This is a genomic window from Parasaccharibacter apium, from assembly GCF_002917995.1.
Lineage (GTDB): Bacteria > Pseudomonadota > Alphaproteobacteria > Acetobacterales > Acetobacteraceae > Bombella > Bombella apis.
Genome location: NZ_LMYH01000004.1, coordinates 34,504 through 50,899, shown reverse-complemented (window position 1 = coordinate 50,899; position 16,396 = coordinate 34,504). Strand labels below are relative to the sequence as shown.

Genomic DNA, 16,396 nt, shown 5'->3' with positions numbered 1-16,396 from the left:
CGTGTTGGTGAGGGGGTATGACGCCGCACAGCCCGTGGTGTCATGAATCCCCTTGGGGGATCTGCGATTTGTGATGACTTCCGCTCCGGGCTGTGGGGTCGGGGGGAGACGTCGTTTTTTGGGCCCATCACTGTGTTTTTGGGCAGAGGGAGACGGCGCATGGCTGGGTGCCGGGCACTGGCTGCGGCACTCTGGAATGCTGGAAATACATGGCTTCTGCCACTCAGAATACACCGGAACACGGTAAAGAAGATTTTGCTGCCCTGCTGGATGAAACACTGGGCAGTGACAGTGCGTTTGACGGGACCGTTGTCCGCGGCCGTGTCATCCGTCTGACAGACGATCACGCCATCGTCGATGTCGGCCTGAAGAGCGAGGGGCGTGTTGCCCTGCGCGAGTTCGGCCCTGTTGGCACAACCCCGGATGTGAAGCCGGGTGATGTGTTCGAGCTGTTCATCGAGCGCTACGAGGACCGTGACGGTTCCATCGTTCTGTCCCGTGAGAAAGCCCGCCGCGAAGAGGCATGGACCGCTCTGGAGAGCGCTTTTGCCCACAACCAGCGTGTCAACGGCACGATCTATGGCCGTGTGAAGGGTGGCTTCACGGTTGATCTGGGCGGCGCCATGGCCTTCCTGCCGGGCAGCCAGGTGGACATCCGCCCCGTGCGTGACGTCGGGCCGCTCATGGGCCAGCCGCAGCCGTTCCAGATCCTGAAGATGGACCGGGCCCGTGGCAACATCGTCGTGTCACGTCGCGCCGTTCTGGAAGAGACCCGTGCCGAGCAGCGTTCCGAGCTGATCCAGGGCCTGAAGGAAGGCATGATCCTCGACGGCGTCGTCAAGAACATCACCGATTACGGTGCGTTCGTTGACCTCGGCGGCGTTGATGGCCTGCTGCATGTTACCGACATCGCCTGGAAGCGCATCAACCATCCGTCTGAAGCTCTTCAGATCGGCCAGCCTGTCCGCGTGCAGGTGATCCGCTTCAACTCCGACACGCAGCGCATCTCCCTGGGCATGAAGCAGCTTGAGGCTGATCCGTGGGAGAACGTGGCCGTCAAGTATCCGGTCAATGCCCGCTTCACGGGCCGCGTGACCAACATCACGGACTACGGTGCCTTCGTTGAGCTGGAGCCGGGTGTTGAAGGTCTGGTGCACGTCTCCGAAATGTCCTGGACGAAGAAGAACGTCCATCCGGGCAAGATCGTGGCCACCTCCCAGGAGGTCGAGGTCATGGTTCTGGATGTGGACAGCGCCAAGCGCCGCATCTCCCTGGGCCTGAAGCAGGTTCAGCGGAATCCGTGGGAGCAGTTCGCTGAAGAGCACAAGGTTGGCTCTGTCATCGAAGGCGAGATCCGCAACATCACCGAGTTCGGTCTGTTCATCGGCCTGTCCGCCGACATCGACGGCATGGTCCACATGTCCGACCTGTCCTGGGACGAGTCCGGCGAAGAGGTCATGAAGCGCTACGAGAAGGGCCAGGTCGTTCAGGCCAAGGTTCTCGACGTGGATGCCGAGAAGGAGCGTATCTCCTTGGGTATCAAGCAGCTTCAGGAAGACCCGGCTGCTGATGTGCTGGACCGCATCAACAAGGGTGATGTTGTCACCTGCGTTGTGACGGCTGTTCAGAGCAACGGGATCGAGGTCAAGGTCGATGATGTCCTGACAGGCTTCATCCGTCGTGGCGAGCTGGCCCGTGACAAGAGCGAGCAGCGTCCGGAACGCTTCGCTGTTGGCGAGAAGGTCGATGCCAAGGTGGTCGGTCTGGACCGTTCTTCCCGCAAGCTGTCTCTGACCATCCGTGGTCGTGAGGTTGAGGAAGACAAGCAGGCCATCAGTGAGTATGGCTCTTCTGACTCCGGTGCATCTCTCGGTGATATCCTTGGTGCGGCCATCCGTCGTCGTAGCTCCGAGGACTGAAAAGCTCATTTTCGGACCATGGCGGAATGGTAACATTTCTTCATGGATTCAAAGCGGTAAAAGGGCGGCCATTTGGCCGCCCTTTTATTGTTTTGTAATTATGTTGGTGGTAAATCTTTACTGGAGCTGCGCTTCAGACTGGCTCGTCCTCTGTAATTAAGCCGTTCTTACGGTCTGTCTGGTGCGGCCAGACTTGAAGATAGGTTTTTCTTGGAACTCAGGGTTGGCAATGGCGATTATCTACAACACGAATCATACCCATAACCCGAATGCCTATCTGACACTGGCAATACAGCGTGCGGCAGAAGAGCTGTTCGGGAAAGAAAACATTGTCGTTGCCGACAATATGAGTCTGGCCAGTGCGGCGGCCTCCGGCCAGCATGACACCCTGCTCTGTATTGATGGCCAGCGCATCAATCAGGCCCTGATCCGCCGTGTGCGCCCCGCCTTCAAGACCGTGATTCTCTGGACATTTGAAGACCCCTTCATGCAGGAGATAAACGGTCAGCTGGCTCCGCTGTTTGACCATGTTTTCACCAATGATCCGGCCTCTGTGTCAGTCTATCAGGGCAAGGGGCATTATCTGCCGCTGGCTGCGAGTCCCAGCCTGCATGAGCGGTCCGTGCGGGCTGCGGCTGATTGTGAGTATGATCTGTTTTTTGCCGGGACGATGTGGCCCAACCGGGTGCGGACTCTCCGGCGTGTTCTGGCCAGCTTTCCTGATGTAAGGCTGAAGCTTGTCTGCCCGGGCAATGAATATCTTCCCCCGCTGCCGGACGATATTGCTGCACTGGCCCTCCAGCGGCCTGTCAGCCATGAGGCCTTTATTGATTTCGCCAATGCCAGTGCTGTGACGCTGACCATGTTCCGGGACTATGCCAGCCATGGTGATGTCAGCCAGGCGACGGCGCCTGGTCCACGCTATTTTGAGCTTGGCCTCGCAGGGACAGCGCAGGTGGTTGAAGTGGCCCGTGGCATGGATGTCGAGCACTTCAGGAGTGTGGATGGCGTTCATCTGGCCCATGATGATGATGAGGTGGTGGAGAGCATCGCCCGACTGCTGCGGGATCATGAGCTGCGGCAGGACTCCGCCCTGGCGGCGCAGAAGTCGGTCATCGGGCAGCATCTCTATGCGCATCGTCTCCAGTTCATCCGTGAAGTCACGCAGGCGGAGTTCACATGCCATGCTCCGGCCAGTGTGGTGCCGACACCACGCCGCAACCGCCTGCGGGTGCTGATGTGCACCCACTCCACCATTCATGAGCAGGTCTGGGGTGGGGTTGAGGTTTACCAGCGGGAGCTTTGCTCCTTTCTGGGCCGGGAGGTGGAGTTTTTCTTCTGGCTGCGGCGGGGGACGAACTGCCGCCTCCTGTCTGCCAACGGGCATGAGCTGGAGCGTTTCGATATTGCGGAATGCAGCTGGGATGATGTCGTCTGCGATGCGCAGGAAGAGATGCTCTTCTCCAGTGTGCTGAGCCAGTACAATATCGATGTGGTTCACTTCCAGCATCTGGGGCATCACGCTCTTTCCCTGCCGCTCATTGCCAAGGCAAGCGGGGCAGGCGTCCTGTTCTCGGCGCATGATTTCTGGCTGGTGTCATCCCGCTACAACCTGCTGAATCAGGAGATGCGGCATGTGGAGGACCAGTTTGGTTCCGTTCTGGCCATGGATATCATGCTGAAGCAGGCGGAAGGGATCGAGTATGGCGGGGAACAGACCCGCCGTGCCTTCATCGACCGGATGCTGCACCACGTTGATGCCATCATGTTCGGTACGGCCCATTCTCGGGACTTCATGCACAGGATCTACCCTGTGCTGGACAGGAAGATCAGTCTGGTCAACGGGATCCCGAGCCCCGACGTGACGGTGCCGGTTGTGCCCAACGCTTACAGGCCGCTGGAAGAACGCCCGCTGGGCGTGGCTGTTGTTGGCAATTTCGCCCGGACCAAGGGAGCGGATACCATCCTTTCCCTGATAGAGGCGGCCCATCCTGATCATTTCCATTTCCACATTCTGGGCTATGTCCATCCGGATTATCAGCCGGTGCTGGAGGGGATGAAACGCCCGAACGTAACGGTGCATGGGCGGTACGAGGTCGGCAATACGGATGTCATGAAACAGGCCGATGTGGCGCTGTTTCTCTCCATATGGCCCGAGACCTACTGCATCTCCCTCTCCGAGGCATGGCAGTACGGACTGGTGCCCATCGTGACGGAAATCGGGGCGCTGGATGACCGTGTGACGGATGGTGTCAATGGCTTCAAGGTACCGGTCAGCCGGGCAGACGTTGTGCTGGAACGTCTGGAGCTTCTGCGGTCTTCGGAGGATATCCGCCGGAAGATGATGGAGGCCATCACGCCTGATCTCTGGACGCATGAAGGAGATTATACGGCCGGGTTGCTCAGCCTTTACAGGGAGCTCGCACCAAAGCGTCTTCTCGGTGTGTCAGACCTGATGCTGGATGCCGGGCAGCTTGGCCTTCTGCCCATCTCTTCCTGGAAGAACCAGGCGCCGCCCCGTCATATTTTTGATCCCCCGCTGGTGCGGGATCTGGCCATCAATCTGCCATCGCACATCAATGACTGGTTCGCCATCCAGGGGGCCAACTGTTATCTGGATGACATCTGCCACCATGTGCTTGTTGAAGGGGCAGAGAAGACCTTCAAATCGGCTGATGAATTCCATCTCCGTGGCTGGCTGTTCATTCCTGGTGTCACGACGGCGGGACAGCTGCATGTCGTGCTGATCAGTGAAGATGAGCGGAGCCCGCTGATCTTCCTGAAGAGCGAGCGGGAAAGCCGGGGGGACATTTCGGAACTGTTCGGTGCCGATGTGCCGCGCCGGTCCGGTTTTTCCGTCAAGGCGGCGCTCCGGGGCAAATGGTGCGAGGGCTGGTACAGGATCGGCCTTGTCAACTCCATCAATGGCCGTGGGGCGTTCCAGCTGCTGGCCTATGGCCTGGAGGTCGAGGGCAGCAAGGTCAAGAGCATCAGGGCCTTCCGTCCGGACAATGATGTGATTCTGAACGATTTTTATAGGGTCGTGAATGATGACAATGTCCTGCGGGGTGTTCCGCTGACCCGTTTCCCGCGAGGGCGCCTCTTTGCGCAGGAGCAGGGGACGCAGTTCTATTTCATGGACCGTCTGGAGCTTCTGGCAGCCAATGAGGATACGACGCTGGTCGTGCCGCCTGAGGAGTGGGGGGGGGTCGTCCTGCGGGGCTGGAGCTTCATGGCGGGGCAGGGCCGGTCTGGTACGGTGTACGCTGCCATGGTCAGTGAGGAGACGGATGAGATCGTCCTTTTCGCCATGTCCCGTTTTGCCCGGGATGATGTCCGGACAGCCCATCACGATGCGCCACTCTGCTCTGGCTTTGAAGGGCTCCTGAGACCATGGAAGGGACGTGTCAGCCCAATGGGCGGCGTCTGGCATCTGGCTCTGGTGAATATCATCGGAGAGATTTTCGGGACGGTCGTGACGGATATCTGCATGCAGATGGAAGGGGGCCGTTGCCAGGCGCTTTACCGTGAAATGCCGACCGATGAGCAGCAGGAGCGTATCCGGCAGCTGGTGCTGGACCTTTCTGACCGACAGTCCCGGCAATGAGTTCTGGCGTGGCGGACAGGGCAGGTGGGCCATTGGGGGGACTGTCACCCCAGTGGCTTGAGTTCCAGCCGCAGTGGTATCTGCTGCGGTACCCTGATGCGCAGGAGCTGATGCTCCAGCATGGCTATGAAGATGCGCAGCGTTTCTACGAGGAGATTGGCTGCCACAGGGGGCATTCGCCCAACCGGTATTTTGATGAGATATGGTATCGGCAGGCCTATCCTGAAGTGCGACGTGGCCTGTTGGAAAAACGCTGGAAGTCCGGCTTCGAGCATTACCGGTCAGAGGGGTATCATCGCTTCTCGCCACACTGGCTGTTTGATGAGGTGGCCTATCGCCGTCGATATCTGGAGCTGACAGACCGTCATCTGGCGGAGCGTGGTTTCTGCAACGGGTATGACCATTACCTCTCCCATGGTGAGGCGCATGGGTTCAGGGCGGGGCCCTTTGTGGATGTGACGCTGCTTCAGGAAATGGCAGGCCGTCATGAGGAGTGGTTCGGCCCGGAGGGGCTGCTGGCCTCATGGCTGGTTCTGCCGGCCTATATCGCAGATGCTGCGCTACTTTCCTGGTATTTTGATGCCCCCTGGTATCTGGAAACCTACCCGCAGGTGCGTGAAGCCATCGAGGCCGGGGATTATGGTAATGCGCTGCATCATTATCTGACAAATCCAACGCCGGAGGCCTTCAATCCGTCGCCCTGGTTCGATGAGGCCTATTACCGCAGGACATCCCCGGATATTCTTCCTTCTGTCGGTGCCGGGGGATTGCGGAATGGGTATGAACATTTCGTTCTGTTCGGGGCGCATGAGGGACGTTCACCAGCAGAGGGAATTGATCTGGCGCTTTATAAACGCCATCCTCTCGTCTGGTCTGATTGTGAGGGTGGTGTCTATGACAGTCCCTTCGCCCGTCTGGTAGCGGAAAAGGCTGGCCATGCCGTACCAGTGGGATGTGAAGACCCTCTTCCTGATGAGGACCAGACCCGCCAGCTGTTCCGGGATGATGCGGCCCTGCATCTGCCTGCCCTCGCCCGTCAGAAGCTGGATTTCCGGGTGCGGGGCATGGCGGAAGTCAGTGTCATCATGGTCGTGCATGACCAGATCGACCTCACCCTTCAGGCTCTGGCGTCCCTGCGGGCTGGATATGATGGAGCCATCGAGCTCATCATCGTGGATTCCGGCTCCTGTGATGAGACATCCGGTCTGGAACAGCTTGTCGAGGGGGCGATCATCCTTCGGCACAGGACCAATATCGGCTATCTGCTGGGCTGCAATGAGGCGCTGGAGCATGTCACGGCACCGGCTGTGCTGTATCTCAACAATGACATACGGCTTTATCCCGATGCGCTACACCATGCGCTGAAGCGCCTGTATCGTCAGGAAACAACCGGGGCCGTGGCAGCCCGTCTGGTGCGGACCAATCTCTTCCTTCAGGAAGCCGGGTCCATCATCTGGAGGGACGGAGCGACTTATGGATACCGGCGGCAGGATGACCCCAACATTCCCGAGGCCAGCTTCAGCCGGGAGGTCGATTATGGCTCGGCAGCTTTTCTGCTGGTCAGGACAGGGCTGCTCCGGCGTCTTGGTGGGTACGATACCCGGTACTGGCCTGCCTATTTCGAGGATACGGATCTGTGTGTCCGGCTCCAGAAGATCGGGGCCCGGATTGTCTATGAACCGCTGGCGATGGTCGAGCATCTGGAGTTCGGCAGTTCCGGGCAGAGTGGCTCCCATCAGCTCATCCAGCGGCACTGGAAGGTTTTTGCCCAGCAGCATCAGGAGTTCCTGCGTCAGCAGCAGCCCCAGCATATCCGCAATGCCTTGCTGGGGCGCGAGCGGCGCAGGCCGGAGCGGCAGCGTGTCCTGCTGATCGAGGATCGGATCCCCTTGCGGGGTCTGGGTTCAGGCTATGTGCGTTCCAATGATATTGTCCGTGCGCTTGTGGCGCTGGATTATCATGTGACGGTCTTTCCCGTCATGCGGGAGCAGATACCGCCCTTCCTGCTTTACCGGGACTTCCCGGAAGAGGTGGAGCTGGTCTTCAATCAGGACATGTCCACTCTGCTGGAGTTTCTGGAGGAACGGGCCGGGTATTATGACCTGCTCTGGGTCGGGCGGACCCACAACATGGCCCGCCTTCTGCCTCTGCTGAATGAGGCAAGCCGCTTCCTGCCGCATTGTGGCTCCGTCCTGGATACGGAAGTGGTGGCGGCCCCGAGAACTCTCCTTCAGCAGCAGGTGACGGGCCTGATGGCTGATGGCAGCCCGGCTCCGGAGCTTGCGCCGGAAGCCTGGGAGGAAGAGCAGGACCGGCTGCTGGCGGAGGAGCTGCGCTGTGCCCATTACTGCCAGCAGATCGTGGCTGTGACAGAGCATGATGCCGGGCTGATCCGCCGGGCGGGCTATCCCAATGTGATGGTTCTGGGGCATGGCATGGCAGTCGAGCCGACATCCCGGCCTTATGGGGAGCGGCGGGACATCCTCTTCCTTGGGGCCTTCCATAGCGAGGCCTCGCCCAATTACGACAGCATGACGTGGTTTGTCGAAGAGGTCCTGCCTTTGCTGAAGGCGCTGCCGGAAGATGTATGCCTGCACATTGCCGGGTATGTTCATCCTGCCGTGGACATGACCCCGCTGGGACAGCATGACCGCGTCGAGATTCTGGGAGCGGTGGATGATCTTGGTGCACTGTTTGACAGGTACCGGGTGTTTGTGGCGCCGACACGCTTTGCCGGTGGTTTGCCCTTCAAGGTGCATGAAGCTGCTGCCCGGGGTCTGCCCATGGTCGTGACGGATCTGCTTCGGGAGGAGGTGGGCTGGCAGGCTGGGGAGAGCCTGCTGAGCGCACCGGGAACGGACCCGGCAGGTTTTGCCGCAGCGGTGGAGCAGCTGTATGATGATGAAACACTCTGGCAGCGTATCCGCCAGTCTGCCCTGGAGGCTGTGAAACGGGATACCGATCTGGGGCAGTTCAGACATAGATTGAAACAGATTGTGGATGCCTCCCTGAACTGACATGGGGCAAGGCGTTGTGGGGGAGTGACAGATGAGCGCAGGTGAAGGGCAGACCGCCGTGAAGGACAAGGACAGCCGGAAGAAGAACAGGCCCAAAAGAAAAGAGCACAAAGTGCTGCTCTGTAGCGGTGGCCGTTATGAGAGCCACGCCAATGCCCAGGTGCGTGCCACCATCATGGAGGGACTGGAAGACTGCTTTGGCAAAGGGAACGTGGTGTCCGTGCATGTGACGGCCGCTGCCTCGGCCATCCATACCCTTCAGCCGGCCCTGGTGTTTGCCATGGGGTCTTACCTGCCGGAGAGCACCTATTTCGGGGAGGTCTCACGGGCTGCGAAAAAGGTTGGTGCCGTGACGACCTTCTGGGCCACGGAAGACCCCTATGAGCAGGATGCCCATTACCAGATCGCCAATGATTTTGATGTGATCTTTTCCTGCGACCGCTGGGGGCACAATTTCTACCAGCGTGACCGGGTGTTCCATCTGCCGCTGGGGGCCTGCCCCAAACAGCACTATGTGCCGCTCGACAGGCAGGCGGACAAGACCATTGATGTTCTCTTCTGCGGTGTGGCTTTCAGTTCCCGCAAGGAGGTCGTGCGCAACCTCATGCCGGTGCTCCAGCAGCTCAATATCCGTATCATCGGGCCGGGCTGGGGTGAGATGGGTGTGGGCTTCTCAGATGCCCGGATTGAGAAACAGCAGCTCATCGAGTTGTATAGCCGCTCACGTCTGGTGCTGAATCTGGGCCGCTCCCTGCATTTTGAGAACAAGCGCTTCATGATTTCCCCGTCCACGCCGGGCCCACGCACGTTCGAGGCTGCGGCGGCCGGGGCTTTCCAGGTTTTTCATGAGGAAACCTATGAGCTGCGCCGGTATTATGAAGCAGACGAGATTCCGGTTTTCTCGAACCGTGATGATTTCGAGCAGATCGTGAACCGGTATCTGCGGGATGATGACCTGCGGTTCGAGATGGCCAGGAAGGCGCAGGAGCGGACCATGAAGGAGCATCTGTATGGCAACCGCATCCTCCAGGCCGTGAATTATCTGATGAATGAAGGCCTGCTCTGACCTGCAGTGCGCCATGGGTCACGCTGACGTGTGGCAGGCATGGAAAAGGGCACCCGTGGGGGTGCCCTTTTTTTGTTCAGGGGGTTGAATGACTGCCCTTCATCGTGCCGGTGCGGGCCCCATGATGATGCGGGCCAGGTCTGTCGGGCGGATCCACCGGGCGAAGGCTTTCTGCACATCCGTTGCTGTCATTTCATAAACGGCTTTGGCGGCCTTGTCCGGGTTGTCCAGCGGCAGGTCGAGATCAATCAGAGAGAGCCAGAGACCGGCAAGGGAATCGAAGCTGGCCCGGCTCATCGGGAAACTGCGCAGAAGGCTGGCTTTGGCGAGGTCCAGCGTCTCGTCAGAGACAGGTTTTGTCCTCAGCCGGTTCAGGTCCTTGATGGCCAGGGCCTGTGCGGCGGGTACTTTGGCCGGGTCCGCTCCGAAGGTGATGGAGAAACTGCTGCGTGTGCGGCTGTAATTCAGTGCACTGCCAACACCATAGACATACCCTGTACGGACACGGAGGTCCTGCATCAGGAGGGATGAGAAGCCATCACCCAGAATGGTGTTGCCGACGGCCAGAGCATGACGGTCCGGGTTGGTGACGGTCAGGCCCAGTGTTTCTGTCAGTGTTACCTTGTCCTGGGAGCGCCCGGGGTCGGCAACCACCGTTCTGCTGGCACGGCTGGGGGGAATTGGCGGCAGGTCAATCTGCGGGGCCGGTCCCCTGGCCTGCCAGCTGCCAAAGGCAGCCGTGATTTTCTGTACGGCATCCTCTGGCGTAATGTCCCCGATGATGACGATGGTTGTCAGGTCTGGCCGGTAGGCCAGCCGGTAATAGGTGTTCACATCATTGAGGCTGAGGGCCCGGATACTCTCTGGCGTGGCTTCACGCAGGGTCGGGTCCTTTGCCGGGACCAGTGCTTTCTTGACAGCCCGGCCGAAGCGATAGGCGGGGGATTGCAACGTGCCCTGCTGGCTGCGGGCTTCCTGCTCCCGTGTGATGACGAAGGCCTGGGCCGGGAAGGCTGGGTGCAGCTCGTGCTCTGCCAGAAGGGACAGGCCCGTGGTGAAGGAATCTGTCAGGGTGCTGAGGCTGAAGCTGCTTCCGGCTTCTTCTTCGGCAGAGATGTCATCAAGGGCACGGGCCAGCGAGAGCCGGTCATGCTGCGTGCTGCCATAGAGGAAAAGCCGGTCCGTCAGGGAGGCTATACCCTCCTTGCCCTGTGGCTGCTCCAGGGCGGGGTTCTGGCGGATGCTGCCATACAGCTCGATTGTATGGCTTACATGCTCGGGCTGGACAATCAGCCGCAGGCCGTTGGGCAGTGTGGTGGCATAAGGCTGGGGGGAGGCTGGGGGCAGGGTCAGCCGGGCAAGAGCCTGCTCTGCCCAGTCCGGCAGGGTGACATGCTCCTTGGGCGGATTGGTGAAGGATTCGGCACCACCAAAGCCTTTATCTGCCAGCGGCTTGCCAGAGTTGCTGGGTGTCAGCGTCGCACTGATGGCGTGGTTGGGGTCCAGCCATTCCTGTGCCAGGGCATCAATATCGGCTTTGGTGACGGTCTGGAAGGCCCGGATCATGTCACGGGGATTGTGCAGGTGCTGGATGGCCACAGCCTGGGACCAGCTTTCCGCCTGTCCGCTGATGCTGTTGGCGTTGAATTCCAGCGCAGCGATTTCCCGCCGCCGTGCCGCTTCGATGAGGTCTGCCGGCAGGCCTGAGGAGCGGTAATGCTCCAGAATGGAGGCCATCTTCACCCGGACCGGGTCTGGATTGCCACCCTGCGGGAAGACCGCATAGGCCGTGGCAATGCCGCCCTGGGCTTCTGGTGCATACATGAAGCCGGTCTCAAGTGCTGTTCCCTGCGGGACGAGGGCAAAGAGATCAGCCCGCTGGCTGGCCAGCACGTCGGCCAGAAGCGTGGCGGCGGCAAAGCGGGGGTCACGCTGCCCGGGCATCTGCCATGCCAGCGTGACCAGTCCAGCTGGCAGGTCCGTTGGCAGGGACAGGGTCTGGCTGGCGACAGGTTTCGGCACAACCCGTGGGTGTTCTGGCAGGGTGCGGGCTGGCAGGGACCCAAAAGCGGCGTCAACCTTCTTCAGCGTTTCGGTCGGGTCCACATCACCGGTGATGACCAGCACGGCATTGTTGGGGGCGTACCAGCTTTCATAGAACTGCCGCAGCTGATCGACCGTCGTGGCATCGAAGGACGGGCGGCTGCCCAAGGCATCGGCTTCGTATGGTGTCCCCTTGTAGAGCAGGCCTCGTACCTGTGAGAGGTAACGATAGATCGGGCTGGAGAGATCACGGGAGACTTCCTGCTCGATGGCACCGCGCTCATGTGCCCATTCATCTCCGCTCAGAGTCAGGCCCTCCATCCTGCCTGCTTCGATACGCAGGAGAATGTCCAGATCACTGGCAGGGGCGGTGAAGTAATACTGGGTGACGTCTGCTGTCGTATCGGCATTGTCGTTGTTGCCGAGCCGTGCGCTGAGTGTGGCCAGCTGGTCCCGGCTGAGGGACTTCGAGCCATTGAACATCATGTGTTCAAGCGCATGGGCCGTACCGGGGAACCCTTTGGGGGTATCCACGGACCCGACTTCGTAATTCATCATTGTCTGCACGACCGGGGCCAGATGGTTCTGGACGATGATGACACGCAGGCCGTTCTTCAGGGTCGCCCGGGTAACGCCTTCCTCATCGGTTGTGGTCAGGGCAGCTGGTGCCGCTGGGGTCCGGGTCGGTTGGGGAGGCGTTTCGGCCAGGGCGGGCAGGGCCGTGAGGCTGGTGGTCAGCAGTGTGACCGCAAGCAGGGCCGGACGGAACAGTGAAGCGGGTAGAGCCATGAGGGCTGCGCATCCTTTCAGCAGGGGAAGGGTCTGTGTCTGTTTTCGGTGTGTTGGTTACATATCGTCAAGGGGTGTGTTCTGTTATACTCCCGGCCAGGAGTCAGGGCACGCCGAGATGGCATGGTATCAGAGAAAAGGAGACAGGATGAAGGAGGGGGTTCTTCAGGCACTGGATGATTTCATTCTGGACAGGCTGTTCCAGCCCGTTGCGGACCGTCTGCCGGGTGCCATGTCTGCCTGGAGCATCGGCATCAATTTTGAGCTTGGGTCCGTCGTTCTCCAGTTTGCTTGCCTTCTGGCACCGTTGCTGATGTACGGGGCCTCCATCAGCGAGAGTGTCCAGTCCGTTCTGGTACTTCTGTGCAGTATCGTGCTGTTTGTCGGCTTCCAGCGGTTCCGCCCATTGGTGAGGCCGAACACGCTCAATCCCCTGCGCCCGCTGATGCGCAGCCTGCGGCTGATCTGTCTGGCCTTTCTGGTTTATGAGACCATATCCGTTTTCATGGCTCCGTCTTCTCCGGCCACATGGTTGTGGAACCGTCTGGGCCTGCTGTCGCAGCTGGCGTTTGTGACGGGTCTGTATTTCATGGCCTGCCAGCCCCGTCCGCCGGAGGAAGAACGCAGGGCCGCAAGACGTCGTGTCGAACTGAGAGGAGTCGTGACTGATGGCATATGACCGGATGAAGGTAGCCTCCCTGTGTGGGCTGCTGCTGGGCGTGGTCTGGACTGGGGGGCATGAGGCCGTGGCAGGTGATGAAACGGCTGCGTCTCTCCAGGCTCAGTCTGTCGCACCGGTACAGGACAGAAAGCCTAGTCCATCACCCCGCAAAAAGGCCGTCCCAGCCCGGAAGGCCGAGAATCATCTCCTGATTCCCCTGCCGGCCGATGAGGTCGTGGGGCGGCAGGATGTCGATTATACATGCAGCCTGGATGAGAAGAAGGCGGGTGATGATGTCCGGTCCCTGCGGACTTCCCTGCCTGCTGGCCGTTTCACGGTGACCTATCTGACAGCAGATATCATGGCATTGGCCATTCTGCCCGTGGATGGTCGTGTGCTGGTGTTTTCCAATGTCGTGGCGGCTGATGGTGCCAAATATGTGGCAGGCAGCTATAGCTGGTGGTCGAAGGGTGATGAGGTCACGTTTGCCCGTGAGGGGAAGGATGATGTGTTCTTTTCCTGCCATGTCGTCCCTTCCGGTGGGAAAACGGCTGATCATTGAGCATGGGGCAGATGCCCTGCAGCAATGGAAGCGGAAATACAGAAAAGGGCTCCCCAGAGAGGGAGCCCTTTCCATGTGGGGGAGACTGTTTTAAATCGCCCCCCGGAACCCGGCTTCATTGGATGGATCGTGCTAGGTAACGAAGCCGGATTCCATCTCTTTCAGCCTTCAGCCACGCAGGATCTCGGCAGCCTTGACCATGTTGGTGATGGCCGGGCGGACTTCCTTCCAGTTGCGGGTCTTCAGGCCGCAATCCGGGTTCACCCAGAGCTGGCGGCGGGCAACCTTCTTCTCTGCCGCACGCAGCAGCTCGACCATTTCCTCGACGGACGGAACACGGGGGGAGTGGATGTCATACACGCCCGGGCCGATTTCGGCAGGGTATTTGTGATCGGTGAAGGCTTCCAGCAGTTCCATCTTGGAGCGTGCCGTCTCGATGGAGATCACGTCAGCATCCATGTCGGCGATGGCCTGGATGATGTCGTTGAACTCGGAGTAGCACATGTGGGTGTGGATCTGCGTCTTGTCCTGCACGCCGCTGGCCGTGACACGGAAGCTTTCCACGGCCCAGTCCAGATAATGCTGCCAGTCCTTGCGGCGCAGGGGGAGACCCTCACGCAGGGCGGCTTCGTCAATCTGGATGACGGGGCAGCCAGCCTTCTCCAGGTCCTGCACTTCGTCACGGATGGCGAAGGCGATCTGGCGGCATGTCTCCGAGCGTGGCTGATCGTCACGGACGAAGGACCAGTTCAGGATCGTGACCGGGCCTGTCAGCATTCCCTTGACCGGCTTCCTGGAGCAGGACTGTGCATACTGCCACCAGTCGAGCGTCATGGCTGCCGGGCGGGAGACATCACCAAAGATGATGGGCGGGCGGACATAGCGGGAACCGTAGGACTGCACCCAGGCATGTTTGGTGAAGACGAAGCCTGAAAGCTTCTCACCAAAATACTGCACCATGTCGTTGCGCTCGAACTCGCCATGCACGAGGACGTCCAGCCCGACTTCTTCCTGCCACTTGATGGCGGATGCCGTCTCCTTCTGGAGGAAGGCCACGTAATCCTGCGTGGAGAGTTCCTTCTTGGCGTGGCGGGCACGGGCCTGACGCACTTCCTTCGTCTGCGGGAAGGAGCCGATGGTGGTGGTGGGGAAGAGCGGCAGCCTCAGAGCCTCTTCCTGCGCCTTCTGGCGGACAGGGAAGGCGGACTGACGCTGTGTCAGCTTGGCATCCTTCTGGGCGGCACGCTTCTTCACATCCTGATTATGGATGCGTGTGGAGGTGCGGCGGCTCTCGGCAGCAGCATCGGAGGCGTCCAGAACGGCCTTCACGCTCTCATGGCCTTCGTTGAGGGCCTTGGCGATGGTGGCGAGTTCGGCAATCTTCTGCACGGCAAAGGCCAGCCAGTTCTTCACCTCGGCATCCAGCTGCGTCTCACGCTCCAGATCAATCGGCGTGTGCAGCAGGGAGCAGGACGGGGCCACGATGATGTCACGCTTGGCGGCAACTGGAGCGATGTGCTTCAGAATTCTGGAAAGGTCGGCCTTCCAGATGTTCCGGCCATCAATCACGCCGAGGGAGAGCAGCAGGTCCGGGCGTGCCTTGGCGACGACGTCCTCCAGCTGGTGCGGGGCACGGACCAGATCGACATGCAGGCCATGAACCGGCAGGGACAGGGCTGTCTCCAGATTGTCACCCAGCCCGCCGAAATAGGTCGTCAGCAGCAGCCTGATGTCAGGAACGGCACTGGTGAGGCTCTGATAGGCTAGGGCAAAAGCCTTGCGGGTGGCATCATCAAGGTCCAGCACCAGGGTCGGCTCATCAATCTGGACCCATTCGGCCCCAGCCTGACGCAGCTCACGCAGCACCTCGGTATAGACGGAGAGCAGCCCCGGCAGCAGGTCCAGCTTGTTGAAGGCTGCACCGTGGGCCTTGCCCAGCAGCAGGAAGCTTACCGGCCCCAGCAGGACAGGGCGTGTCTCGATGCCCTGGGCCTTGGCTTCCCTGTATTCGTCAATGATCTTGGTGGAGGAGAGGCTGAAGCTCTGCCCTTCTTTGAATTCCGGCACGAGGTAGTGATAGTTCGTGTCGAACCACTTCGTCATTTCCGCAGCGGGAACATCGGTGGCGGCATGGTGATGACAGGAACAATCGTGGGCATGGTCCCCGGCCTCTTCCCCACCGGCGACCTGACGGCCACGGGCGATGGCAAAATAGGTGGTGAGGTCCACCTTGCCACCCTTGTGGCCATAGATATCCGGCACGGCTCCGACCAGGGCGCTGGTATCCAGCACATGGTCATAGAGGGAGAAATCGTTGGAGGGGATGATGTCCGCTCCCTGCTCCTTCTGGCGGGTCCAGTTCTCCTTGCGGAGGCTGGCGGCGGTCTGGAGCAGCTCGGCCTCGCTGCTGTTGCCGGCCCAGAAACTTTCCAGAGCCTTTTTCAGTTCACGGCGACCACCGATACGGGGAAAGCCCAGTGTTGCGACGCGTACGGTCATGACATGCCTCCTGGCGTTGGGTGGGCACCGTTCCATTTGCCTTCCACCACCCTGCGGGATGTGCCGCCGGGGGAGAAAGGCAAACGGGCGGGCGGTATCTGCCCCACCGATGAGATCGGGACTGCCTCTGGGAGGCAGCCGGGAAAAGCGTCCGGTCCATCCCCTGCACGGGGTGGGGAGACAGGCCGGGCTGTGCTTCGGGAACCAGAAGTGACAGGGCTTTTTAAATGTGT

8 protein-coding genes are annotated in these 16,396 nt (G+C 60.2%); 6 read left to right on the top strand and 2 right to left on the bottom strand.

Features of this window, described 5'->3' with window-relative positions; genetic code table 11:
- Positions 1-209 precede the first annotated feature (209 nt).
- The 4 genes from rpsA to ASO19_RS02240 all read left to right on the top strand — a co-directional run bounded on the left by rpsA (position 210) and on the right by ASO19_RS02240 (position 9,609).
- Positions 210-1,919: a 30S ribosomal protein S1 gene (gene rpsA, locus ASO19_RS02255; protein ID WP_043558429.1), complete on the top strand. Its 1,710-nt coding sequence runs from the start codon at positions 210-212 to the stop codon at positions 1,917-1,919.
- Between the two features lie 229 nt (positions 1,920-2,148).
- The gene (locus ASO19_RS02250; RefSeq protein WP_103765303.1) at positions 2,149-5,526 is read left to right on the top strand and encodes a glycosyltransferase family protein; all 3,378 of its coding nucleotides are present in this window, start codon (positions 2,149-2,151) and stop codon (positions 5,524-5,526) included.
- 8 nt (positions 5,527-5,534) lie between these two features.
- Positions 5,535-8,543, top strand: a complete 3,009-nt coding sequence (locus ASO19_RS02245) for a glycosyltransferase (protein ID WP_258036088.1) — start codon at positions 5,535-5,537, stop codon at positions 8,541-8,543.
- 31 nt (positions 8,544-8,574) lie between these two features.
- The gene (locus ASO19_RS02240) at positions 8,575-9,609 is read left to right on the top strand and encodes a CgeB family protein (RefSeq protein ID WP_086431335.1); all 1,035 of its coding nucleotides are present in this window, start codon (positions 8,575-8,577) and stop codon (positions 9,607-9,609) included.
- A 99-nt stretch (positions 9,610-9,708) separates the two neighbouring features.
- Here the strand turns inward: ASO19_RS02240 and ASO19_RS02235 are convergent, their stop codons facing one another.
- Positions 9,709-12,441 carry a M16 family metallopeptidase gene (locus ASO19_RS02235; protein WP_103765301.1) on the bottom strand — a complete coding sequence of 911 codons (2,733 nt, stop codon included), beginning with the start codon at positions 12,439-12,441 and terminating at the stop codon, positions 9,709-9,711.
- A 148-nt stretch (positions 12,442-12,589) separates the two neighbouring features.
- On the opposite strand from ASO19_RS02235, the gene ASO19_RS02230 reads away from it, so the two are divergent.
- On the top strand, positions 12,590-13,120 hold the full coding sequence (locus ASO19_RS02230; protein WP_043558433.1) for a hypothetical protein: 531 nt from the start codon (positions 12,590-12,592) through the stop codon (positions 13,118-13,120).
- Positions 13,110-13,664 (top strand): MliC family protein, encoded by a 555-nt coding sequence (locus ASO19_RS02225; protein ID WP_081562836.1) that lies wholly within the window; start codon positions 13,110-13,112, stop codon positions 13,662-13,664. The genes ASO19_RS02230 and ASO19_RS02225 overlap by 11 nt, the downstream gene beginning before the upstream one ends.
- Before the next feature lie 168 nt (positions 13,665-13,832).
- Here ASO19_RS02225 and metE read toward each other — a convergent pair whose 3' ends face one another.
- Positions 13,833-16,163 (bottom strand): 5-methyltetrahydropteroyltriglutamate--homocysteine S-methyltransferase, encoded by a 2,331-nt coding sequence (gene metE, locus ASO19_RS02220; RefSeq protein ID WP_103765300.1) that lies wholly within the window; start codon positions 16,161-16,163, stop codon positions 13,833-13,835.
- Positions 16,164-16,396: the final 233 nt, after the last annotated feature.